The sequence below is a fragment of the Myxococcus guangdongensis genome (genome assembly GCF_024198255.1).
GTDB classification, from domain to species: Bacteria; Myxococcota; Myxococcia; order Myxococcales; family Myxococcaceae; genus Myxococcus; species Myxococcus guangdongensis.
Map to the genome: position 1 here is coordinate 295,717 of NZ_JAJVKW010000006.1, position 22,947 is coordinate 318,663.

At 69.1% G+C, this 22,947-nt stretch carries 19 protein-coding genes and 1 pseudogene; 12 read left to right on the plus strand and 8 right to left on the minus strand.

Annotation, left to right across the window (positions count from 1 at the left end; all coding sequences use genetic code 11):
* Positions 1 to 15 precede the first annotated feature (15 nt).
* On the minus strand, positions 16 to 2,094 hold the full coding sequence (locus LXT21_RS20645) for a sodium-translocating pyrophosphatase (protein ID WP_254039859.1): 2,079 nt from the start codon (positions 2,092 to 2,094) through the stop codon (positions 16 to 18).
* 396 nt (positions 2,095 to 2,490) lie between these two features.
* Here LXT21_RS20645 and LXT21_RS20650 point away from each other — a divergent pair, with 396 nt between their 5' ends.
* Positions 2,491 to 2,817 carry a hypothetical protein gene (locus tag LXT21_RS20650; RefSeq protein ID WP_254039860.1) on the plus strand — a complete coding sequence of 109 codons (327 nt, stop codon included), beginning with the start codon at positions 2,491 to 2,493 and terminating at the stop codon, positions 2,815 to 2,817.
* Positions 2,818 to 2,867: 50 nt separating this feature from the next.
* Here LXT21_RS20650 and LXT21_RS20655 read toward each other — a convergent pair whose 3' ends face one another.
* Entirely contained in the window at positions 2,868 to 3,968 is a 1,101-nt protein-coding gene (locus LXT21_RS20655) for a hypothetical protein (protein WP_254039861.1), read from the minus strand.
* Between the two features lie 119 nt (positions 3,969 to 4,087).
* On the minus strand, positions 4,088 to 5,452 hold the full coding sequence (locus LXT21_RS20660) for a hypothetical protein (protein WP_254039862.1): 1,365 nt from the start codon (positions 5,450 to 5,452) through the stop codon (positions 4,088 to 4,090).
* A gap of 259 nt (positions 5,453 to 5,711) precedes the next feature.
* Between LXT21_RS20660 and LXT21_RS20665 the strand changes: the two genes are divergently transcribed.
* The 4 genes and pseudogenes from LXT21_RS20665 (at position 5,712) to LXT21_RS20680 (ending at position 9,168) form a co-directional block, all read left to right on the plus strand.
* Positions 5,712 to 6,800, plus strand: a complete 1,089-nt coding sequence (locus LXT21_RS20665; protein WP_254039863.1) for a hypothetical protein — start codon at positions 5,712 to 5,714, stop codon at positions 6,798 to 6,800.
* Between the two features lie 67 nt (positions 6,801 to 6,867).
* Entirely contained in the window at positions 6,868 to 7,290 is a 423-nt protein-coding gene (locus tag LXT21_RS20670; protein ID WP_254039864.1) for a VOC family protein, read from the plus strand.
* A gap of 72 nt (positions 7,291 to 7,362) precedes the next feature.
* Positions 7,363 to 8,577, plus strand: a pseudogene (locus tag LXT21_RS20675) (AHH domain-containing protein).
* Positions 8,578 to 8,586: 9 nt separating this feature from the next.
* Positions 8,587 to 9,168, plus strand: a complete 582-nt coding sequence (locus tag LXT21_RS20680) for an imm11 family protein (RefSeq protein ID WP_254039865.1) — start codon at positions 8,587 to 8,589, stop codon at positions 9,166 to 9,168.
* A gap of 9 nt (positions 9,169 to 9,177) precedes the next feature.
* Here LXT21_RS20680 and LXT21_RS20685 read toward each other — a convergent pair whose 3' ends face one another.
* Positions 9,178 to 10,569, minus strand: a complete 1,392-nt coding sequence (locus tag LXT21_RS20685; RefSeq protein ID WP_254039866.1) for an APC family permease — start codon at positions 10,567 to 10,569, stop codon at positions 9,178 to 9,180.
* A gap of 169 nt (positions 10,570 to 10,738) precedes the next feature.
* Complete coding sequence (locus LXT21_RS20690) at positions 10,739 to 10,957, minus strand: excalibur calcium-binding domain-containing protein (RefSeq protein WP_254039867.1); 219 nt, start codon at positions 10,955 to 10,957, stop codon at positions 10,739 to 10,741.
* A gap of 305 nt (positions 10,958 to 11,262) precedes the next feature.
* Here LXT21_RS20690 and LXT21_RS20695 point away from each other — a divergent pair, with 305 nt between their 5' ends.
* Entirely contained in the window at positions 11,263 to 11,583 is a 321-nt protein-coding gene (locus LXT21_RS20695) for a hypothetical protein (protein WP_254039868.1), read from the plus strand.
* A gap of 90 nt (positions 11,584 to 11,673) precedes the next feature.
* On the opposite strand, the gene LXT21_RS20700 is transcribed toward LXT21_RS20695, so the two are convergent.
* On the minus strand, positions 11,674 to 12,276 hold the full coding sequence (locus LXT21_RS20700) for a YfiR family protein (RefSeq protein WP_254039869.1): 603 nt from the start codon (positions 12,274 to 12,276) through the stop codon (positions 11,674 to 11,676).
* 20 nt (positions 12,277 to 12,296) lie between these two features.
* Positions 12,297 to 13,904: a methyl-accepting chemotaxis protein gene (locus tag LXT21_RS45215; protein ID WP_267145418.1), complete on the minus strand. Its 1,608-nt coding sequence runs from the start codon at positions 13,902 to 13,904 to the stop codon at positions 12,297 to 12,299.
* Positions 13,905 to 14,454: 550 nt separating this feature from the next.
* On the opposite strand from LXT21_RS45215, the gene LXT21_RS20720 reads away from it, so the two are divergent.
* The 4 genes from LXT21_RS20720 to LXT21_RS20735 all read left to right on the plus strand — a co-directional run bounded on the left by LXT21_RS20720 (position 14,455) and on the right by LXT21_RS20735 (position 20,052).
* Positions 14,455 to 16,818, plus strand: coding sequence for a TonB-dependent receptor plug domain-containing protein (locus tag LXT21_RS20720; RefSeq protein WP_254039870.1), 2,364 nt, complete (start codon positions 14,455 to 14,457; stop codon positions 16,816 to 16,818).
* Between the two features lie 129 nt (positions 16,819 to 16,947).
* Positions 16,948 to 18,090, plus strand: coding sequence for a hybrid sensor histidine kinase/response regulator (locus LXT21_RS20725; protein WP_254039871.1), 1,143 nt, complete (start codon positions 16,948 to 16,950; stop codon positions 18,088 to 18,090).
* A 22-nt stretch (positions 18,091 to 18,112) separates the two neighbouring features.
* Positions 18,113 to 19,693, plus strand: coding sequence for an ATPase domain-containing protein (locus LXT21_RS20730; RefSeq protein WP_254039872.1), 1,581 nt, complete (start codon positions 18,113 to 18,115; stop codon positions 19,691 to 19,693).
* Entirely contained in the window at positions 19,690 to 20,052 is a 363-nt protein-coding gene (locus LXT21_RS20735) for a response regulator (protein WP_254039873.1), read from the plus strand. The genes LXT21_RS20730 and LXT21_RS20735 overlap by 4 nt, the downstream gene beginning before the upstream one ends.
* Positions 20,053 to 20,085: 33 nt before the next feature.
* On the opposite strand, the gene LXT21_RS20740 is transcribed toward LXT21_RS20735, so the two are convergent.
* A complete protein-coding gene (locus tag LXT21_RS20740; protein ID WP_254039874.1) occupies positions 20,086 to 21,009 on the minus strand; it encodes a hypothetical protein in 924 nt (307 codons plus the stop codon).
* A 391-nt stretch (positions 21,010 to 21,400) separates the two neighbouring features.
* Here LXT21_RS20740 and LXT21_RS20745 point away from each other — a divergent pair, with 391 nt between their 5' ends.
* On the plus strand, positions 21,401 to 22,603 hold the full coding sequence (locus LXT21_RS20745) for a cytochrome P450 (RefSeq protein WP_254039875.1): 1,203 nt from the start codon (positions 21,401 to 21,403) through the stop codon (positions 22,601 to 22,603).
* Positions 22,600 to 22,944, plus strand: coding sequence for an antibiotic biosynthesis monooxygenase family protein (locus LXT21_RS20750; protein ID WP_254039876.1), 345 nt, complete (start codon positions 22,600 to 22,602; stop codon positions 22,942 to 22,944). The genes LXT21_RS20745 and LXT21_RS20750 overlap by 4 nt, the downstream gene beginning before the upstream one ends.
* The last annotated feature ends 3 nt before the right edge of the window (positions 22,945 to 22,947 follow it).

A 22,947-nucleotide genomic window follows, 5' to 3' on the forward strand; every position in this document is an offset into this window, starting at 1 on the left:
CGCGTGCTGCGGGGACTAACGCAGCGCGATGAGCGAGGCGACCAGCAGCGAGACGACGCTCATCACCTTGATGAGGATGGCGACGCCCGGGCCGGAGGTGTCCTTGAACGGGTCGCCCACCATGTCGCCGACGACGGCGGCCTTGTGGACGTGCGAGCCCTTCGCGTGGCCCGGCAGCTTGCCCTTCTCGATGTACTTCTTGGCGTTGTCCCACGCGCCACCGGCGTTGGCCATGTAGAGCGCCATGGTGGCGCCGACCACGAGCGCGCCGGCCAGCAGGCCCGCGAGCGCCTGGGGCCCGAGCAGGTAGCCCACCACGGGCGGGGCGACGACGGCGATGAGGCCCGGGAAGATCATCTCGCGCAGCGCGCTCTTGGTCGCGATGTCGACGATCTTCTTCGGGTCCGGGTCCGCCTTGAGCTCCATCAGGCCCGGAATCTCACGGAACTGACGGCCAATCTCCTCGACGATGGCGCCGGCGGCGCGGCCCACCGCGAGCATCGTCGAGGCGCCGACGAGGAACGGGAGGATGGAACCCAGCAGCATGCCCACGATGACGTTGGGGTTGGTGAGCAGCAGGCTCATCTCCGGCAGGCCGGCGGCGACGCGCGTGTGGTTGACCTCCAGGTTGAAGGCGGAGAACAGCGCGATGACCGTCAGCGTCGCCGAGCCGATGGCGAAGCCCTTGCCGATGGCGGCCGTGGTGTTGCCCACCGCGTCCAGTTCGTCGGTGATGGCGCGGACCTCGGGGCCCAGGCCGGACATCTCGGAGATGCCGCCGGCGTTGTCGGAGATGGGGCCGTACGCGTCCACCGTCATCACGACGGCGGTGCCACCGAGCATGCCCACCGCGGACAGGGCGATTCCGTACAGGCCCAGCGCCTGGTCGGCGATGTAGGCCACCAGGGCGATGGTCGCCATGGAGATGCCCACGCTCTCCATGCCCACCGCGAGGCCGCGGATGAGGTTGGTGCCGGCGCCGGTGATGGAGGCCTCGGCGATGCGCTGCACCGGCCGAGCGGAGGTGTAGTAGTCGGTGACGAGGCCGATGATGGCGCCGCCGAACGCGCCCGCGGCCAGGGCCACGGTGATGTTCTGGGACAGGCCGAACACGTTCATCATGATGTACGACAGGCCCACCAGGATGACCGGCGGCATGATGAGCGCGCTGCGCAGCACCTGCGCGGGGTTCATGGCCTTGAGCGCGCGCGCGATGAAGATGCTCAGCACGCTGACGATGAGGCCCACCGCGGAGAGCACCAGCGGCAGCACCACGCCGGCGACCTTCGCCGTGCTCGCGGACGTGCCCTCGATGGCCAGCCGCGACAGCTCCGTGGCGTTGGCCGTCAGCGCGATGGCCATCGCGGCGACGATGGCGGCGACCATGGACTCGTAGATGTCCGCGCCCATCCCGGCCACGTCGCCCACGTTGTCACCCACGTTGTCGGCGATGACGCCGGGGTTGCGCGGGTCGTCCTCGGGGATGTTCTCGATGACCTTGCCGGCGATGTCGGAGCCGACGTCCGCCGCCTTGGTGTAGATGCCGCCGCCCACGCGCGCGAACAGCGCGATGGAGCTGGCGCCCACGGCGAACGAGTGGAGGATGGGGGACAGCTCCGGGTGACCCTGGAAGGCGTAGTACACGCCGCCCATGCCCACCAGGCCCAGGCCCGCCACCGCCAGGCCCATCACCGCGCCGCCGTCCAGCGCGACCAGGAGCGCGTTCGGCTTGGAGCCGGTGCGCGCGGCCTGCGCGGTGCGCACGTTGGCGAACGTGGCGGCCTTCATGCCGATGTAGCCGGCGAGCAGCGAGAGGAACGCGCCCACCACGAAGCTCGCGGAGGCGAGCTTGCCCAGCGCCAGGCCGATGACGACGGCGAGCACCGCGCAGTAGATGGCGAGCACCTTGTACTCGCGCACGAGGAACGCCATCGCGCCTTCACGGATGTAGCCCGCGATGCGGTTCATCGTCGCGTCGCCCTCAGGCAGGGACTTGACGCGGAAGTAGAAGAACGCAGCGAAGAGCAAGCCCACGGCGCCGACGACGCTTGGTGCGACTGCCCAGAAACTCGACTCGAGACTCGACAACTCCATCCATTCTCTCCAGAGCAGTCCCGGGGATTGACGTCTCGCCCCGCTGGGTCGCTCGTTGCCGCACAGTTGGTGTGCAGGGCCTATACGGGATTTCCGTACGCGCTGGGAGCCTCCTCTGAGCGGATAAGGGGGTGGGGCCGCCCCCGGAGGGAGTGGGGTGGTTCGGGGGGATGGTGGGTCGGCCGGGCTTCGGGGCCCTCCCAAGAGGGGGGAGCCCCTCTCACGGGCCGCCGCTGGCGGGGTGCGCCATGACGTTGGTTTGAGTCGGAAGGAAATTCCAGGAGGGGAATTGTATGGGACTGTCGGTGAATATCGGCAGTCTCAGCGGCGCATCGCGGCTACCATGCGCGCGGAAGCTTCCCTGCTTCCGTAGGACCTTCCACGTCCGTTGCCGCCATGGAACTGCAGGTCATCGAGGTGATGCTCAACTCCCAGGACCTGGCGAAGGTGCCCCTGGGAGGCCACGAGGGCATCGCGGCGCGATTGCGGGAGGCGCTGGCGGCGGTGGGGCTGGGGACGGTGACGGGCGTGAGCGCTGGAGGCGGCGTGGCCATCATCGACGTGTCGGTGCCGGAGGACCGCGTCCCGGAGGCGCTCGGCTTCCTCCAGCAGCAGCTGCGGTTGTGCGGCGCGCCGCGCAGCACGGTGCTGAGCGTGGACGATGTGGAGGTGCCCGTCGGCGGGGACGAGCCGCGGGGGAAGCGGACCTCGCGTCCGGACTGAGGAGGGCCGCGCGCCCTCCCGGCGGGCGGAAGGGCGCGCGCGAGGCTTGCTCAGAGGATGGGCGGCAGCTCCTGCTGGAGCTCGTCGCTGGTGCGCCAGCCCGCGGGCTTCAGGGTGGTGACGAACTCCAGGGTGCCGTTGGAGAGCGACACGCCGGCGGTGGTGTCCGCGCGCAGGTGGACGCGCTGGACCTTCTCGTGGAGGGCGCCGCGGGCCTCACCGTCGCGGGCGAGCTTGCCCAGCGCGTCGATGACCCGGGTGGCCAGGAACGCGAGCGCGCGCAGGGCCTCGGCGCTGGTGGCGCTCGCGCCCGGGGCGAGCGTGAGGGGCACCTTGCGCTCCAGGAGCGAGCCCAGCTTCTCGCCGTGCTTGAGCAGCTGGCGGCGCAGCTCGAGCGGGGAGGGGATGGGCGCGTCGTCCAGGCGGATGAAGCCCAGGTAGCCCGCGTCCAGCACGCTGACGCACTCGATGTGGTTCAGGTTGATGATGACCGCGTTGGCTTCGCGATCTCTTTCCTCCTGGAGGAGCAGGGAGCGGCCCTCGCGCGAGTCCTCGAGGATGTCCCGGACGGTGCCCGTGAAGTACGTGCCGCTGTGCAGCGACACCGTCACGCGCGGGGGGAGCAGGGGGATGCCCGCCTGCCGACGGCTGGCGATGCGCAGGAGCGCCTGGAGCGTCGTCTCCAGCCCCCGGGGCCTGGTGTCCAGGAAGGCGGCCAGCGGGTCGTCCGGGCGGGACAGCTCCGGCTCTGACTGCAGGGCCTTCTGGATGCCCTCGCGGCGGTCATAGACGTCATCCAGGTTGGTGCAGGGCTCGTGGTCCAGCGTGAGCACGCCGTCGTTGAACGAGGCGAAGCTGGAGCCGGAGACGTTGCCCGCGACGTTCTGGATGACCAGGCGCTTGAGCGAGCCCTGGACGAACTCGCGGCCCATCTCGTCCTCGGTCAGCGAGGCGAGCGCCTCGAAGAGCGGCGTGAAGTACACCTTGGTCCACGCCTCCTCGTAGATGTCCGAGTAGCCGTCGGCGGAGAGGCTCGCCCAGTCGACCTTCACCGGCACCTTGAAGCCGGCGACCTCGGCCAGCTGCTTCTCGAGCTGGGGAAACTGCGTCTCCTCGAACGACTTCGCCGCCCTGCGCTCTGCGAGTCCCATGGATGTCTCCGTTGGATATCGCGGGGAGTCTCACTCGGACGGCCCATGCTCTTGCAAGTTTGATGATGCATTCGCGGACTCCAATCCGATGAGAGGACTGGAGCCCGCGAGACCCGGTGCTACAGGAAGGTCACCTTGCCATTGCGCTGAAAGCAGACATGTGGCGTTCCATCCGTGGGGCGGATGGCGATGCTGGGCCGCGTGGCGTCCTGGATGGTGCCCAGCTGGGTGTATGTCCAGAAGCCGCGGGCGTCCGGAGTGACGAGCTCCAGCGTCGTCCCATGGCGTTGGGCGATGACGGGCAGGCCCGCGCTGTAGGCCAGGTCATTGGAGCCGGTGGTGTAGTCCACCTGGGAGTTGCGCACGCTGCTGGTGGACAGGGGCGTGCCGAGCGTGACGTCGTAGAAGGCGGCCCAGGCCCCGGTGGACGCGTTGTTGGCGAGCAGCATCAGGTGCTGGTTGGGCGTCAGGGCCATGGAGAACCAGCCGGTGACGGAGGACAGGCCTCCCAGGGCGAAGGTCTCCACGGTGGTGCCCTTGAGGGCGGTCAGCGCGCTCCTGTTGGCGAAATAGAGCGTGCCCGACGCGTCGAACAGGGCCTCGCCGGTCAGCGAGCCCTGGAGGACCAGGGGCGTGCTCCACGTGTTGGCGCCGGTGCGGGTGGTGATGCGCGCGCCCGTCGAGGCGTCGCTGTAGGCGATGACGGCCTGGTGGCCCTGGGTGGGGTTGAGCGCGATGGACACGTTGACCGCGTCGTTGCGGTCCGCGGGGTCCACCAGCTCGCGCAGCCAGGTGCCGCCGACGCGGGTGGCATAGGCCACGCGCATGATTTCCGCGCGGCCGTGCTCGCCGCTGCCCTTGAGGTAGGCGACGTGGGGCGTGCCGGTGACGGGCTCGACGGCGATGACGGGCTTGTAGGTGAACCTCCCCTCGTTGTTGAAGCCCGGGCCGTCGATCTGCTCCGTCGTCCACGACGTGCCGTCCCACAGGCCGTACCAGAGCGAGCGGTGGGTGTCGTTGAAGTAGACGATGTGGCCCCGGCCGGCGGTGTCGAACGTCAGCTCGCAGAAGCCCCCCGTCACGTCCGGGCTCGTGTCGATGAGGGCGTTGAGGAGCGTGTCCGTCGTGGACTCCACGTTGAAGTGGAACTCGCCCTCGGCCTTCTTGCCCGACTCGGTCTCCACGGAGACGGACAGGGTGGCGACGCCCTTGGGCGGCAGCTTCCAGGTCACCCGCTCCGCGGCGGGCTCCAGGGCGCCGGAGGTGGCGCTCCATCTCACCGACTTGAAGACCTCACCGGAGGCGGAGACCTTGAAGCGCTCGGCCGCGCCCTCGACGAAGCCTCCCTGGCCGCCTTCCCGCTCGATGAGCAGCGCCAGCGTGTTGTCCGTGCGTGAGGGGATGACCTGTGTGGGCACGTCGCCGGTCTCGCCAGCGCAGGCGGTGAACAGGCTCACCGCGCCCACCACGAGCATCCTCGTCATGATGTTGTTCCGCTGCATCACTTCGTTGCTCCTGGATGAAGGGGCTGACGAGAGGCTCCCGCCAGCCCGACACGTTCGTCGTGTCGGGCTCCATCAACGGCTGTCTTTTTGAAAGGGTTTATCCAGATACAGATGCAATGGTGGAACAAGAAAGTGATGGTGGATGGAACCTCGCGTGTGGCTCGCGCGTCGGACCCGCGCCGGAGGTGTGGGTGCTTCCGGGTGTCGGTGCGGGTGGGGCTCTGGTAGACGGGGAGTCATGAGTCGACGACGTGCTCCGGAAGACCTCCACGCGCTGTTGGGTGCGCCGAGCCCGGACTGGGAGCGCCTCACGAAGGCGCTCAAGAAGCTCCCGCAGGACGTGGACCCGGTGCTCGCCGCGGGGGCGGTGCTGCACCTGCTCCCGGAGGACCGCTCGTCCTTCTGGACCTTCGGGCGTCATTGCCAACAGTTGCCCGCGCCGGTCATCCGCGCGGTGCTGGAGCGGCTCGCGGGAGACATGCGTCCGGCGGTGTTCTTCCTGCGAGAGTGCGTGGACCGGGAGGGCTCGGACGAGGCCCTGTGCGAGTCCTGGCGGGCGGCGCTGCAGGGGATGTTGGATCTGGATGTGACGTATGCGTGGGGCTCGAAGCAGCGCAAGGCGAAGCTGCGGGGGCTGGCGGCGAACCCCGTGCTGCTCCAGGCCCTGCAGACGGTGGTCGTGGCCAGTGAGAAGGTGTCCCTGGACATGCTGGCGGTGTTGACCATCGACGCGTCGGAGGCCTCGCTCGACGCGCTCATCCCGCATGTCGAGCGGGCGGTGCAGAGCCAGGGGTGGGAGCTGGACCGGTTGGAGGATTTGCGGACCCACGCGAGCTCCACGCCGGCGCTGGAGGCCCTGTTCGAGCGGATGGAGGGGCTGCTCCAGGCGCGTCGTGCGCGCTCACCGGCGCTGGAGCTGGCGCGCGCGCTGGGGTTCGGCGAGCCGGACGTCTTCTGGTTCCGCTTCTACGCGACGGGTGGGGAGGAGGGGGATGCGCGGTCGATGACGTATCGAGATCACTGCCACCTCAACGTGGACAGCCGGAAGCCGGTCTGGTTCGACTTCTCCATGGCGACCCGGGGGGAGCAGGATGCGCTGGGGATGAGCGAGACGGTCTTCCGCGTCACCAGCGAGGGGCTGCGGAAGGACACGCTGGGGCTGGGGGACTGTGAGCCCACGCGGTTCCCGGAGTGGATGGCCCGAGGGGCGGAGCGGCTGCGGACCCGGTGGAGCCTGGAGCAGATGTCGGTCATGACCAGCCTGCGCGGCAAGCAGCGCACGCGGCTCGAGGCGTGGCTGAGGGGGCGGAATCTTTCTGGAAAATAGACCGATGAATTCTCGCCGGTCCGGCAGTCAGAGTTCTAGAAGGCTCATCCCACCCCTGGAGGCACCCATGAAGCCCAGCCGTCCCCGCAAGCTGTTCCTGAACCTGCCCGTCGCGGACCTGAAGCGCTCGGTCGATTTCTTCACGAAGCTGGGGTTCGAGTTCAACAAGGACTTCACCGACGACAGCGCCACCTGCATGGTGGTGGGTGAGGACGCGTTCGTGATGTTGCTGACAGACGCGCGCTTCAAGGAGTTCATCAAGAAGCCGTTGCACGACGCGACGCAGAGCACGGCGGGCACCTACGCGCTGTCCGCCAACAGCCGCGCCGAGGTCGACGAGATGGTGAAGATTGCCCTGTCGTCCGGTGGCTCCAAGGCCGCGGACGCCATGGACCTGGGCTTCATGTACGGCGGCAGCTTCTACGACCCGGACGGCCACCACTGGGAGCTGGCCTTCATGGAGCCGGGCCAGATGCCTCCGCAGGGCTGAGCATAAGGCGTCAGACCCCAGCGCCAAGATGTCGCGCCTCCCAATTCCCGGGAGGCTCTGGCGGGGGCCTGGATGCGGTTCATCGGACTGGTTCTTGTGAGTCTATGGGCGACCGGGTGTGCGGCCACCCGCGTCGTCCATCTCGACAAAGGTGATGGCCAGCCGGTCGTCCACGTGTCGGTGGACGTCGAGCCCGTCGAGGTGAGCGACGAGGCGTTCAGCGCGGCCCTCACCCGGCTCATCCTGGAGCTGCGAATGGATGTCGCGTTCCGGGAAGCAGAAGCCGTCGACGCGCGAGGATGGGTTCGGTCCACGACGCTGCTCGCCTCTTCGAAAGGAATCGCGGAAGTGGCCTCTGGGGTGTCCCTGGAGTCGTTGTCCGCGCGCATCTGCCCCGATGCGGACGATTGCCTGACCCTGGTCGGTGGCACGGGGCTGATGTTCTCCCGGAAGGACCGGACCTTGATGGCGCTCTCGTTCGCGCTCGATACGGTGTGGTGTTCCTCTCCATCACGCTTCCCGAACCCATCACCAAGGGCATCGCCGTGGTGCTGACGGCGGCGATGGTGGCGTATCTGGGCGTCGTCCCGGTCTGGGAGATGGGGCGTGGCTTCGTCCAACTGTGGGATGATGCGGGGACGGCAATGCGCGTCACCGACCTACAAGACATCGGCCACCGCTTCGGCAAGGTGATGGGGACGAACGGCACGCGCGTCCTGGTGCTGCTCATCACGATGGCGCTTGGCGGGAAGGGGGCGATGGCGGCCCAGGGCCCGAAGCTCCCTGGATTCGCTCAGGCGGCCGTCCGAGCCGAGGCCGAGGCGGGATTCCAGCTCGGAGCGGCGATGAGTGGCGGCGTCACGTCCATCGCACTCCCCACGGCGGGTGTCCTGAGCGTGGCGCTGGCGCCAGGGGCCGTGGCTGCGCTGGCGATGTACGAGCAGGGGCAGTTTCCCGGTGATGAGACCGGGCCCGTCCATCACATCTGCACGAACAAGAACCCTGTCTCCGATGCCAGCGGGGGGGCCGTGGACGCCAGCGTGTGAAGAAGTTTTCGAGAAGGCCGGTATGTCACTCGAGGATGCCGCGAACAAGGTGCGCCTCAATGGGCACGAGGGACCTCATCCTGAGTTCTATCACAATCAGGTGGTGACCCGGCTGCAGGCGGCGGTCCGCCATTGCAGGACCCCGGAGACGTGTCGCAGCCGGTTGCTGCGCGAGCTCGCGGAGATCGCCAATGAGCTGCTCACGCCGGGCTCCGAATTGCGCGGCTTCATCGTGAAGTAGGAGGGCAGGGTGGATCGGAACTTCTATTGGGTGAACATCGCTGGCGTGCCCCAGTGGTACCTCACGACCCCCGTGCCTGCGTCGGGTGGTGCTTTCGCGGAGCCGTGGATGTTTGGAGAGGGCCTTCGCCTTCCGGACCCTGGAGCCATCAAGGTCCGGGTCAGGAACCCAGGGCGCAAACGCACCTTCGTGTTTGCTGGAGTCGAACGGACGCCTGTCGTCAGCGAAGCGGTTGCGAACGCCTTCAGGGCGCATGCTCCCGACGACGTTCAGCTGTTTCCGGCGACGGTGGAGGGCGACTCCGAACGGTTCTACATCGTCAACGCAACCAGGCTCTCCGACTGCATCGACGAGGTCGGGAGCAGAGAGCTCCAGCGCTATGCCGAAGACGAGTCCTTTCCCGAGAACGCAGGACAGTTCCGTTGGATCAACGGTCTGCTCATCGACCCCGTGAAGACCGAGGGAGCGCGTGTCTTTCGCCTGAAGAAGTTCAAGACCGCGCTCATCGTTTCGGAGGGCACGAAGACCGCGCTCGAGCAGGTTGGGGACCTGGGTGTGTCGTTCGAGCAGGTGACCGCCCCTCGGGGATGAGGGAATGGCTCAGGGTTCGCCCACGACTCCGGCCTGGGGGACTGGCGCCTTCGCCTGTCCCTCTCTTCGTCGGCGCCAGTAGAGGAAGACGGGGATGCCCGCGCCGAGCAGGAGGGTTCCCTTGAGCGCGTTGAGAGGATTGGACGTCGTGGAGCCCACCACGACGTAGAGCGCCGCCGCGATGAAGAGCAGTGGCGTGACGGGATACCCTGGCACCCGGTAGGACACGCGGGGCGTCTGTCCCCGCTTCTCCCGGGCGCGGTAGACGAAGAGCGTGGCCGCCGTGGCGCCAAAGACGAGCCAGTCCGCGAACACCACGTAGTCGAGCAGCTCGCCGTAGGTCCCCGTGCCCGTCAGGAGGATGGCCCACGCCGCCTGGAAGACGATGGCCGCCGCCGGCGTGTGGTGGCGCGGATGCAACCGGGCCATCCACGGGAAGAACAACCCATCCGCCGCCATCGCCTGGTACACGCGCGGCGACACCAGGATGACCAGGTTGAGGAAGCCGAACGTGGAGAGCGCCACGCCCGCCGTGATGAACGTGCGGCCCGCCGGGCCCAAGAGCTGTCCCAGTGCGTCCGCCGCCGGCGCGGAGCTCGCCGCCAGTCCCCCTGCGCCGAGCGTGCGCAGGTAGGTGAGGTTCGCGAGCAGGTACACCCCCACCACGCCGATGACCCCCAGCAACAGCGCACGAGGCAGGTTGCGCTCCGGGTCCACCAACTCCTCCGCCACGAAGTTGGTCTGCTGCCAGCCCCCATAGCTGAAGAGCACCGGCACCAACGCAGCGCCCAGCGCCAGCACGATGGAGTCCGGCGGCTCGGTCGCCACCGTCTGCACCGGCGTCGCTCCCGACAGCAGGAGCCCCGCGCCCACGAGCACCGCGAGCGCCACCAGCTTGAGCACCGTGAAGACGTTCTGCGTGAGCGCCCCCGGCCGCACCCCGAAGTAGTTGATGCCCGACAACAGGACGATGGCGCCGATGGCCAGCGGCAGCCGGTAGTCCGCCGGCAGCCCCGTCCACGCCAGCGTGTAGTTGGCGAACGTCACCGCCACCGCGGCGATGGCGCCCGTGGCAATCATCAACAACAGACCCCAGGCGTTGAGGAACGCGGGCAGCTCGCCGAAGGCGTCGCGCAGGTAGACGTAGCTGCCACCCGCCTTGGGGATGCGCTGCCCCAGCTCGCCGTAGATGAACGCCCCGATGAGCGCCACGCCGCCGCCGAGCAGCCACGCCCCCAATGTGAGCCCAGGGGTGTGCACGCGTTGGGCGACGATGGCCGGGTTGAGGAAGATGCCCGAGCCGATGATGCCGCCGATGACGAGCATCACCCCCGAGAACAACCCCACCCGCCGCGAATAGCTCCCACCCGTCGCACCCGACGACGCCTTGGCCTCATTCACGGCAGGAGGGCTCATGGCCTCAGAGCATAGTCTGGGAGGGAGAACCTCGCGACGCGGAGGGCATCACAGGGGCGACCGGTCGCCGCCCCCTGCCCACGGCCCAGCCGCGGTAGGAGGCGTCCGCGAAGCAGTCATCCCGGTTCCTGCCTGAGCCATCACACGCCGAAGCTCAATGGGCCTCGTCGCCGGTGTTCTCCTCGCACGCCATGCCATCGTGGTCCGCGTCGAGGTCCGCGTGGCACGCCGGGTCGGCCTCAAAGGCCAGCTGCGCGGCCTTCTGGGTGGGATAGTCACTGCAATTCGTATCGCGACAGTTCAAGCTGAACGGTCCACAGCCCGAGAGAAAGACCGCGAGGAGCATCGAGGAGACGAGGAGGAAGTCGTGCATCCTCCAGGCTCTACCGAAGCCTTTTCCCCCGTCATATACCTCGCCAGGAGTGGAGCGTGACCGACCCCTCCCGTGGTGGGAGGCGTTGCTGGTGGACTCGGGCGCTCCTTGTCGTCGTCGGCAGCCCAGGCCGTGCACGCCCCGCACGGCCGGAACCCACAATACCTCGCTGACACCGTCGAGCCCGCGCTGCATTGGCGCGAGACACGCAGACGGTGGTCAAAGCGGGCGTGGGCTCATCTGCTGGGCGGGAATGTCTCTCCCGCATGTCCTGGGAGTGGATGCTTCCGTCTGGCTTTGCTGGCTTGGATGAGCAACGGGCTCAGCCCCTGGGCTTCGTCTACCTGGACGCGCCCCAGCTCGGTATCCCCGCCGGCCACTCCACGCTGAACGCTCGCGCGAACGACAAGGACATCCGGGTGGGCACCTACGCTGGCACCGTGGGGCTCGTCGGCAAGGACGGCCAGGAGGTCGCGCGGGTCGGCGCGAGCTTCGAGACCTCCTCCCTCACCGTCCCCAAGCCGCTGCCCTTCGCGCGCACGCAGATCGACGCCCGCACGCAGGTCGAGCACCCTCGGGGCGCACCCCGGCGCCGCTTCATCGTCATCGTCCTGGGCCGCGCGTGACACGCGGAGCCTTCAGGCCTGACGTGAGCGGCGCATGACCCGCACCGGAACGGAGGGCGCCTTGGAACGCCCTCCGCTCCGGCCGCCCCCTCAGCGAATCAGCGTGGTGGCCAGGCGCAGCAGGTCGCTGCTGAATGAAGCGCCCTCCGCCGAGCTCGCCGGGAGGTTCACCCCGATGGTGTAGCGGTCCCCGGTGAGGAAGACGCCCAGCGACACGCCCTTCTCCACGGCGCCGGGGACACCCGAGACGGTGAGCAGCTTCTCCTGACGGCTGTACGCGGTGAGCGCGCCCAGCTCCGCCTCCAGCCCGTCACACAGGAAGAGCACGTCCACGCCCTGCGCCTCCACCGAGGAGCGCAGCGCGGGCAGCCCCGTCCAGGCCATCCGTTGGGCCCTGAGCGGCAGGCCCTGTACCTTCATGGTGCCCAGCTTCGTCAGCGCCTCGACGAGCCGGAGCGAGCGCTCCGCGGAGGCCGGGACGTCCGGCCGATAGAGCACCGTCACCAGCAGCTCGTCACCCGCCCGCTTGGCCAGGTTGTTGTCGTAGGCCAGCGAGCGCAGCGCGATGACGGCCTGTCGGTCCGGGGACTGCGCCCCGGCGGACCCCTCCAGCAACAGCACCCCGAGCAGGGGCCACCAACGGGCCCGCCCCGAGGTGAGGGAGCGGCGGCACTTCGAGAAGAAGGAATTCATGGTCGGTCGAGTCGTGAGGTTCAGATGCGATACTGGTTGGCGACCGTCAGCACGGTGGAGGAGACATCCCGGACCACGCCGATGGCGCGCCCGGTGGTCTCCAACCTCGCGACGCTCTGGTCCGTCTGCCGGACCAGGATGTCGATGGCCGAGAAGATGTGGGCGATGCCCGTGTTCTGTTGCGAGACGGCGCTGGCGATCTGCTCCACCGCCCCCCGGTTGTCCCGGACGATGGCCGCCAGCTCCCTGAGCCGGTCCCCCGAGGACTGCACGCTGGCCAGCCCCTGCGTCACCTGCGTCGCGCCGCTCTCGCTGAGGCTCACCGCCGAGCGCATCGACTGGAGGATGCCGTCCACCAGCCCGCGCACCTCCACCGTGCGCTGGATGGACTGGTCGGCGAGGCTTCGCACCTCGCGCGCGACGACGGAGAAGCCCCGGCCATGCTCGCCCGCCCGCGCCGCCTCGATGGAGGCGTTGAGCGCCAGCATGTTGGACTGGTCCGCCAGGTCCTTGACGGTGGAGGTGATTTTACCCACCCGCATCGCGTGCTCGCCCAGCTCGCGGATGCGCGCGGCCAGCTGGTCCACCTGCAGGTGGATGTCCTCCAGCCCCTCCAGGCTCGCCGCGATGCTGCGCTCTCCGTCGATGCCCGCGGCGTCCGCCCGCGTCGCCACGTCCAGCACCGCCTTCGCGCGCTCGGCCGCCATCTGCGCCGTCAGCTTCAGCTCGTGCGTGGAGGCCTGCGTGGCCTGGATGGTCGCCACCTGCTCGCGCACCACCGCCGCCTGGTCCTCGCCAGCGATGTTGAGCAGGTCCGTGGACTCCGACAGCCGCCGCGCCGCGTCCTGCAAGGTCCGCGTGCTCTGCCGCAAGAGCGTGAGCATCAGCGCGAACGCCCCCTCCAGCCGGCCCAGCTCGTCCACCTCCAGGTGCCGCTGACCCGTGGAGAAGACCTCGGCCTGTCGCCGCACCGCCTCCTCTCCGCCCAGCGTCTGCTCGGCCTCCACCAGGTCTCCCTTCGCGATGTGCTCGGCCACCTGCCGCAGCCGGTCCACCGGCCCCACCACCCGGGTGCTCACCAGGAACGTCAGCCCCAGGCCCACGAGGAACAGCAGCGCGGACACCCCGCCCACCACCACCAGGTTGTGGGTCTGCTGCTCCTGGAGCTCGTCCATCCGGAAGCCCAGCACCATGATGCCCGACCCTCCGGTGCGCCCCTCCACGCGCAGCGCGGTGTGGATGAGGTTGCCCGCCGCCGCCGACGTGAGCGCCTCGCGCCCCTCCGGCAGGGACAGCTCGGTGGTGGGCGGCACCGCCTCCGGCCTCCAGGCCCCCATGCGCGAGCCGTCCGCGTGCAGCACCACCGCGAACGCCGCGCCCGGGGCCTTGTCCAGCCCCGCCAGCAGTTCCTCCACGCGCGCCACGTCATCGAAGTCGAGCGCCGGCGCCATGGCCGACGACAGCACCGTCGCGATGCCCGACGCCCGGTCCTCCAGGGAGCGCCGCGCCAATGTATTGAGTTGAGAGGGAAAGAAGGCGAGCAGGAACAGCGAGATGGCCGCCAACAGGGTTGCTACCAGACCCACGAACTTCACTCGCAGGGAGCGGCGCTGGACGAAAGACCTCAATTCATGCTCCCAAAGACAAACCCGATGCGTGACGGCGTGGATGCCACTGGAACTTTATGCAATGGGTATTCCCGCCCGCAGGCCGCCAAGACAGCCCCGGAGGTCTTGAACAAGCCGCCGCTTCATGGTGTTTTGGCAGGAATGCCGCGCATGCTCCGTGCAGGTCGCCTGGCGTCTCCTTGACGGTTTTTGTCACCCCAACGGTAGAGGTCGACCCGGGGGAAGAGGGCGCCGAGAGGCGAGCGGGCGTCCCCCGTGACAGGCGTGTGACCAGGCCCTGGTTCCCGAGCCCGCCCTGACTCAGCGTATGGGTTTGGTCGCCCACCGGAACACTGAGACATGTTCGCGCGCCACGCAGTCTATGAGTGACATTCACAGACGCCTGTCGCCAGGCAGTGTCTCAGGTTCGCCGCGCCAGGGCGCACGCGGTCTATCACTTGCAACGTCCGGGGTCTCCCCACCTGAGTCCGCCTGGAACAGGGAAGACACCCAAATGAAGACATCAGTGAGAAGCCGACGATGGCACGGAGCAGTTTCCGCGGTGGTTCTCGTGGGGGCTCCGCTGTCCGCGAGCGCCCAGGAAGCCGGTGGCTCGGTGGCCACGGACCTGGAGAGCCTGTCCCTGGAGAACCTGCTCGAGACGAAGGTGGCGACGGGCTCCTTCCTGGAGCTGGACCTGCGCCGCTCGCCCGTGAGCGTCGACATCATCCAGCGCAATCAAATCGAGGCCTCGGGGGCCCGGCATCTCGGTGAGTTGCTGGAAGTCTTCGTTCCCGGGTTCCAGACCATGGTGAACAAGTGGAACGGCGTGGTGTGGGGGATGCGCGGTGTCGCCCCGGACCGGAACACGAAGATCATCTTCTGTATCAACGGCGTGAAGCAGAACACGGAGAGCCGCGACGGCGCCTCGACGGAGGTGGAGCTGGGGCTGCTCGGGGACATCAGCCACGTGGAGGTGCTCCGGGGCCCGGCGGGCCTGGTGTACGGCTCGGGCGCGATTGCCGGCGTGGTGAACGTCGTCACGCGCACGCCCACGACGAACTCCATGTCCGTGAAGGTGGGCTACGGCCTGGGGCACGCGCGGCAGTTGGAGGTGCTCTCCAACGTGCGGCTGTTCTCGGGGGGGGACCTCACGCTGTCGGTGGGCGGGCGCGACGCGGAGGGCTACGGCCTGCGCTCCGGCCGCGTGTACGGCAACAACTCCTGGCCCAACGCCAGCGCGCCGTCCATGTCCGGCTACGCCACGGATGGCAGCCCCTGGTCCACGCCCGGCAACCTGCGGGTCAGCGCCGACTACCGCCAGGGCAACTTCCGCTTCTACGCGCGCTTCACGCGTCAGCAGATTTCGGCGGGGCCCTACTTCCTGGTGGACCCGTTCCCCGGCATCGCGGGCTCGCCGGCGGACGACGTGCCCGGCACGGTGGTGGACGGTGAGGTCATCACCCCGGACCACCCGCTGCGCCACGCGGAGACGTGGGACAACGGCCGCCGGGTGTTCCGGATGGACAACGTCTTCGCGGACGCCAGCTACTCGCGCCAGTTCGGCGAGGACACCCTGCAGGGGCGGCTGACGGTGAGCGGGACGACCAACCAGACGCTCATCGAGCGGCGCGAGGGCTACGGCGTCGCGGGCTCCAACGCCACGCCGGCCGGCGGCATCCAGGGCACCATGGGTGAGCGGCGCTATGGCGGCAGCCTGCTGTACCACCTGCGGCGCGTCGACAAGCTGGAGAGCGTGGTGGGCATCGACGCGCGCGTCGACGACATCGGCGCGGACCTGGCGGGGCGCAACTTCTCCGGTCCGGACACCCACCCGGCGCTCGCTGGGGTGAACTACCTGACGCTCGCCGCCTTCACCGAGAACCAGTACAACCTGACGCCCAACCTGGCGCTGGTGGCGGGCCTGCGGGCCATGAAGCACTCGCGCACGGACCTGGTGCTCAGCCCCAAGGGCGCGGTGGTCTTCACCCCGACGGAGACGGACAGCGTGAAGCTCATCGTCCAGAGCTCCGCCAACACCGGCAGCGCGGACACCTACGAGTGGAGCGCGAAGCACTACTCCAACGCCGGCGTGCTCCAGACGGGCGCGCACCTGCTGGACGAGACCAACGCCCTGAGCAACCAGGTGCCCGCGCAGACGCTGGCGGACCTGCACTCGCTCAAGCCCGAGCAGACGCTGTCGGCGGAGCTGGCCAGCGCCCACCGCCTGCCCCTGGGCGTCACGCTCCTGCCGAGCGTCTCCTTCAACCGCGTCTTCAACCTCATCGCCTGGAACCAGGCGCTGTTCCGGCCCATCAACGCGGCGCCCTACAACTTCGTGTCCGCGGAGCTGTCCGCGCACTGGGGCTGGCGCATGGTCCAGGCGGGCGGCTCGCACGTGTTCCAGCGGCTGGTGGGCAAGCGCCCCAACAACACCACCATCACCGTGCCGGCCTACGCGGCGGTGGACCGGGGCGACGGCACCTTCGGGCTCGAGGAGCTCCCGGGTGAGACGCGCGAAGTCACCGTCAGCCCCCTCAACGACCAGGTCACCCGCAACGGCAAGGACTTCCTCAACCTGGCCACGCACACCAGCAAGCTGTGGCTCACCGTCACGCCCCTGTCGGGGCTGACGTTCCACACCAGCGCGCGCGTGTTCTGGGGCCTGCGGGGTCGGGAGGACCTCTACGCCGCGGACCAGGCGCTCGGGTACAACTACCTCGACGTGGCGACGGCGCCCATCGTCAAGTGGAACGCGGGCGTGCTCGTGGACGTCACGAAGGAGGTCCGGGTGGGGTTGCACGGGTACGACCTGTTGGGCTCGGCCACCTCGCGCCACGCGGTGCGCTGGCAGCAGATGGCGGAGCTGCCGCAGCGGGACGTCTTCACCGTGGACCAGCGGACCGTCATGGCCACGCTGGAGGCCCGGCTGTAGCCGGCTCGCCGCCCCCCGCGCGTCAGGCTTCGGGGGGCGGCCGCAGTGTCAGCCAGCGCACAGTCTTCCTGACCTGACGGCGTGCGTCGGGGCTTTTCGTTCGGGTGGTTCCGACACCATCTTCCCGGAATGGAGCCCCGCGCCGAATCCCTGGGACGACCGAAGGATGAGGAACGCGCGCGCGCCACCATCCTCAACGTCAACGACACGCCCGCGGTCCTCTACCTCACGAGCCGCATCCTCACGGTGGCCGGCTACCACGTGGTGGAGGCGACCAGCGGGATGGAGGCGCTCCGGCTGGCGGGCGGGCGCCCCGACATGGTGTTGCTGGATGTCCACCTGCCGGACGTCGACGGGTATGAGGTCTGCCGACGTCTGCGGGGGCGGGAGGAGACGCGCGACCTCTTGATTGCACACCTGTCCGCCGTCTCCGTCAGCCGCGAGGACCGGCTGCGCGGGCTGGCGCAGGGAGCAGATGCCTACTGGACCACCCCCCTGGGGGATGACGAGCTGCTCGCGAACGTGGAGGCGCTCTTGCGCCTGCAGTCCCGCGCCCAGGCGGCCGTGCACGCCCGCGACGAGTTCCTGTCCATCGCGGCGCACGAGCTGAGGACGCCGCTGACGGCGCTGCGGCTCAACCTGGAGCGGCTGGTGCACCACCTCACCCGGGTTCCCGGTGACACGGTGGCCCGGCGCACCGTGGAGGCGAGCACCACGCCCGCGCTCCGGCAGATGGTGCGACTGCAGCAACTTCTGGACACGCTGCTGGACGTGTCGCGGGTGGGCAGCCGGAAGCTGCGGCTGGACATCGAGATGTTCGACCTGGCCGAGGCCGCGCGCGAGGTGGCCGGGCGGTTGGCGATGTCCGCCCGCGCGGCGGGCACCGAGCTGTCCCTGGCGCTGCCCCTGGGGCCCGCGTTGCTCATGGGCGACCGGCTCCGGCTGGAGCAGGTCATTAGCAACCTGCTCGCGAACGCCTTCCGTTATGGGGAGAGCAAGCCCATCTGGCTCACGGTGGAGGAGCACCCGGACGCGCTGTGGCTGAGCGTGACGGACCAGGGCATCGGCATCGCGAAGCAGGACCAGGCGCGCATCTTCAACCGCTTCGAGCGCGCGTCGAGCACGGGCCGCGCGGACGGCCTGGGCCTGGGGCTCTTCATCGCGCGGGAAATCGTCGTCGCCCATGGCGGCACGCTCAGCGTCGAGAGCGAGCCGGGCCAGGGGGCCACGTTCCATGTGTCACTGCCCCGTCATCGGACGGCGGCCTACTGAGGGATTGAAAGGGAGGCGTGTCGTGTCCTCTGAAGGTGGTGCCGACGAGAAGAAGACGATTCATCCTCGGCTGGAGACGGGGGTCCCCCGGCTCGACTTCATCACCAAGGGCGGTCTCATCCAGGGCGCCTCGTACGCGGTGCTGGGGCCTCCGGGCGCGGGCAAGACGCTGCTGGCGCACCAGATTGCCTTCTGGCACGTCCAGCACGGCGGCAAGGTGCTCTACGTGACGCTGCTCACGGAGTCCCATGCGCGCATGCTCGCGAACCTGGAGGGGATGTCCTTCTTCGATGCGAGCGTCATCCCGGAGAAGCTGCACTACCTGAGCGGCTTCCGGCAGCTCGAGGCCGAGGGGCTCAAGGGCCTCCTGGAGCTGGTGCGGCGCGCGGCCCGTCAACACCAGGCGACGCTGCTCATCCTGGATGGCATGGACGTGGCGAAGGACCTGGCGCGCAGCGATTTGACGTACAAGCGCTTCCTGCAGGAGCTGCAGACGTTCATCGGCATCCTCGGGTGCACCACGCTGTTGCTGTCCCCGCATGACCCCTCCGAGCTGCTGCCGGAGACCACGGCGGTGGACGGCATCTTCGCGCTGTCGCTCTGGCTGTCGGGGCCCCGGGCGGTGCGGGAGCTGTTGACCTTGAAGTTCCGGGGCAGCGCGGCGCTGCTGGGCAAGCACGAGCTGGAGATCTCCGACCGGGGCGTCATCGTGCATCCGCGCACGGAGGTGCAGTTCTCCGACCCGGTGGAGCGGGTGGAGGGGGAGCGCGTCCGGATGGCCTTCGGCGTGCCCCGGCTGGACGAGTCGCTGCATGGGGGGCTCTTGTCGGGCTCCACCACGCTGCTGTTGGGGGCGCCGGGCACGGGCAAGACGCTGTTGGGGTTGCGCTTCCTGCTCGAGGGCGCGCGCCAGGGGCAGCCCGGGGTGTACTTCGGCTTCTATGAGACGTCCCAGCGGCTCATCGAGAAGGCCGAGGGCGTGGGCATGGGGGATTTGCGCAAGTACGTGGACGCGGGCCTCATCGAAATCCAGTGGCAGCCGCCCCTGGAGCACAACATGGACGCGCTCGCGGAGCGGCTCCTGGAGCGCATCCACGAGCGGAAGGTGAAGCGCCTGCGGCTCTTCGTGGACAGCGTCGCGGGCTTCCGCTCCGCGGCCGTCTACCCGGACCGGATGAGCCGCTTCTTCTCCGCGCTGTCCCACCAGCTGCGGATGTTGGACGTCACCACGCTCTACTCGGATGAGACGGCCCTGTTCGCCCCGGGCGTCGATGCGCCGCAGCCGGAGGCCACCGCGTACGTGGAGAACGTCATTCTGCTGCGCTACGTGGAGCTGCGCTCACAGCTGTACCGGTTGATCTCCATCATGAAGATGCGGGAGAGCCAGTACGACAGCGGCATCCGGGAGTTCTCCATCACGGACCGGGGCATCACCGTGGCGGACACCTTCGAGAGCGCGGAGGCGGTGCTGACGGGCCACGCCATCATGCGGGGCGGCGCGCGGGACGTGCGGCGCAAGGCGCCCATGGGTGAGAACGCGAAGCCGCGCAAGCGGCCCCAGCCGAAGGCCCGGCGCAAGCCCACGCCTCGGAGGCGCTCATGAGGACCGTGCTGGTCGTCGACGACGAGGTGGACATCGCGGATGCGGTGAAGTCCATCCTCGAGGACGAGGGCTACCGCGTGGTGACGTGCGCCAACGGACGCGAGGCGCTGGAGTGTCTGGAGGAGGTGCGGCCGGACCTCATCATCATCGACGTGATGATGCCGGTGATGAATGGGTTCGAGACCCTGCGGGCCATCCGGCAGCGCGAGGCGTTCGCGGGGCTGCCGGTGCTCATCATGAGCGCCATCGACCCGTCGGTGCGGCCGCCCGAGTACGACTGGGCGGGCTTCCTCAAGAAGCCCTTCTCGCTCAACCACCTGCTGGAGCAGGTGCACAAGCTGGTGCCGCTGGCGGCATGAGCGAGGTGTCGTCGGGCGGCCGGACCGGGCGGCTCACTGCACGCAGCCGCCGAGCGTCGGCAGGGAGGGGTCGATGCCCAGCGCGCGGGCGGCCAGCGGCGTGGCGGGGCCCGTGATGAAGAGGGGCGGGAAGGGGCCGCGCGCGCAGGAGCCGTTGAAGGTGCGCAGCCGGTTGGTGAACAGCTCCATGCCGCCGCAGGCGAGGCCCGCGATGGACTCGCGGGCGTCCGCCAGCAGGTTGTCGGGCGCCACCTTGCCGAAGAGCCGCTGGTTGCACGTGGCGACCAGGATCTGCTGCGCGAGCAGGAAGCGCGCCCGGTCCAGCTCGTTGCGCGGGGTGCCGTTCAGGTACTGGTCGGGGTTGCCCCAGAGGATGCCCTGCACGCCGATGTCGGTGAGGACGTTGGCCACGGGGCCCAGGTCGATGGGGCCGCCCACCAGACAGAGCGTCAGCGGCACCAGGTGCGACTGGTAGTAGCCCAGCGTGCGCGACGCCGCGCCGCACGTGAGGTCCGGGGTGGGCGTGCCGCAGGTGACGCGCGCGGTGCTCACGGACAGGCCCAGGTCGAAGGTGGCGGTGAAGCTGTTGTCGAAGTTCGCGTCGAGGTTGCCGTCGATGAGCGCGAGCGTCTCGCAGTCATCGAAGCTGTCGAGGACGACCGACAGCGTCCGGGTGATGCTCTCGCCCACGGGAATCAGGATGGGCAGCTGCGGGAAGGAGAAGCCCTTGAGCAGCAGCAGCGGGTCCAACGCCGTCAGCAGGAGCGACGGCAGCGTCGGGTGCGTATTGGTGACCTCGAAGGAATAGTTCGCCGTGAAGGGATACGTCGACGCCGTCACCGCGGCCTGCCCATTGACGCGCTTGGTGCAGCTCAGGTCGTGCGCCTGGGCGCTGCTCGCCATTCCCAACACCGCGGCGCACGCCGCCCCCGTCCATGCCTTGCTCCACACCTTCATTGCTCGCCTCGTCTTGTTTTGAATGGGGGCCATGAAGGCCCACGCGGACGGAGGCCGTTTTCATCGGATGTGCCAGGACTTCCTGGGCTTGGGATGATGAGCGGTCAACGAGGCTCCCTCCCCCCGGGTGGGACGACCTGGCGCCGCCGGGTCCCTTGCTGGGCAATTCCCTTCCGCGAGCGCAGAGGACTTTGCCCAGGAGGTGGGAAGAGGTTTTCCCACGCAGGGCAGCGTCGGGAACAGGCGGGGACCGCCCCGGCGCAGGGAGGTCCGTACGGGTTCCCTTGCGTGCGAATCCTTACATCGCTGAAGGGACGCCAGGGCCCCAGGTCGGCGACGTTTCGGCGCGCGTCGAAACATGGCCCTCGCGGGAACTCGTAGAAGCGCGTCCATGACGCCGCTCCATCCTGTCGCCGCCGCGCCCCACCCCGACCCGTATCCCTTCTATGCCGAGCTCGTCGCGACACGTCCCTTCTACCGGGACGCGTCCCTGGGGCTCTGGGTGGCCTCCAGTGCCCGAAGCGTCCGCGCGGTGTTGTCATCGCCGGTCTGCCTGGTCCGACCTCGCGCGGAGCCGGTGCCACGGGGGTTCGGGGAGCTGGCCTCCGGGGCGCTGTTCCGCCAGTGGGCCCGGATGAACGACGGTCCGTTCCACGGCGTGGTGCGCCGGGGGATCGGGGCACTCATCGAGCGGTGGGGGGCGATGCGCGGCGTGGACGCGCGTGCCCGCGCGAGACGACTGCTGAGCGAGTGCTCGCTCCAGGAGTGGGTGTTCTGGTGGCCGGTCCATTCCATCGGGGGGCTGTTGGGGCTGCCCCCTGGGGTGTTGCCCGAGGTGGCGGCGTGGACGGGGGACCTCGTGAAGGGGCTGGCACCTGGAGCCGAGCAAGACGTGGTCCTGCGGGGCGGGCTCGCCGCCGAGCGGCTGCGCGCGGAGGTCCGCTCCGCCCTGGAGGCCCAGACGGCGCGAGGCAGCGAAGGAGGGGCCCTGGCTTTCTTGATGCGGGAGGTGGGACTTCCGGGCGACTCCGCCGTGGACGCGGAGCGCCTCGTCGACGTGGTGGTCGCCAACGCCATCGGGCTGCTGGTGCAGACCCATGACGCGACGGCGGGGTTGATTGGCAACACCCTGCGCGCCCTGATGCGGGAGCCCACGCTGTTCGCCGAGGTGGCCGCGCGCCCGGCGCTGCTGCCCCAGGTGCTCGACGAGGTGCTGCGCTACGACCCGCCGGTGCAGAACACACGCCGCTACCTCGCGGAGGACGCGGTCCTCGAAGGCCACACGCTCGCCGCGGGGGAGTGTGTCCTGGTGGTGCTCGCCGCCGCGAATCGAGACGCGCAGGTGCACCACGAGCCCCACCGCTTCGACATCCATCGCGAGCAGCCCGCGCGGCTCTCCTTCGGTTGGGGCGCGCATGGCTGTCCGGGTGAAGTCCTCGCGAAGTCCCTGGCGGTGGGGGCCTTGGAGGTCCTGCTCGCCACGGACCTCGCCCTGCATCGCGAGGCCTTCGCGGACGTCCGCTTCCTGCCGTTGCTCAACGGCAGGGTGCCCTTGCTTCCCTCGGTCCGGCTCACATCCCAGGAGGTCGAATGATCGCCGTCATCTTCGAGGTCCAGCTTCGCGAGGAGGGGAGGCAGACCTACCTGGACCTGGCCGCGGGGCTGCGGCCGCTGCTCTCCCAGGTCGATGGCTTCATCTCCATCGAGCGCTTCCAGAGCCTCTCGGATTCGAGTCGCCTGTTGTCGCTCTCGTTCTGGAGGGACGAGGCGGCGGTGGAAGCCTGGCGTCGACTCGAGGCGCATCGCGCGGCGCAGGCGCAGGGCCGCGATGGTGTCTTCCTGGACTATCGGCTGCGGGTCGCCAGCGTCCTGCGCGACTACGGCATGTCACGGCGCGAGGAGGCCCCGACGGACAGTCGGAAGGTCCACGGCTGACGT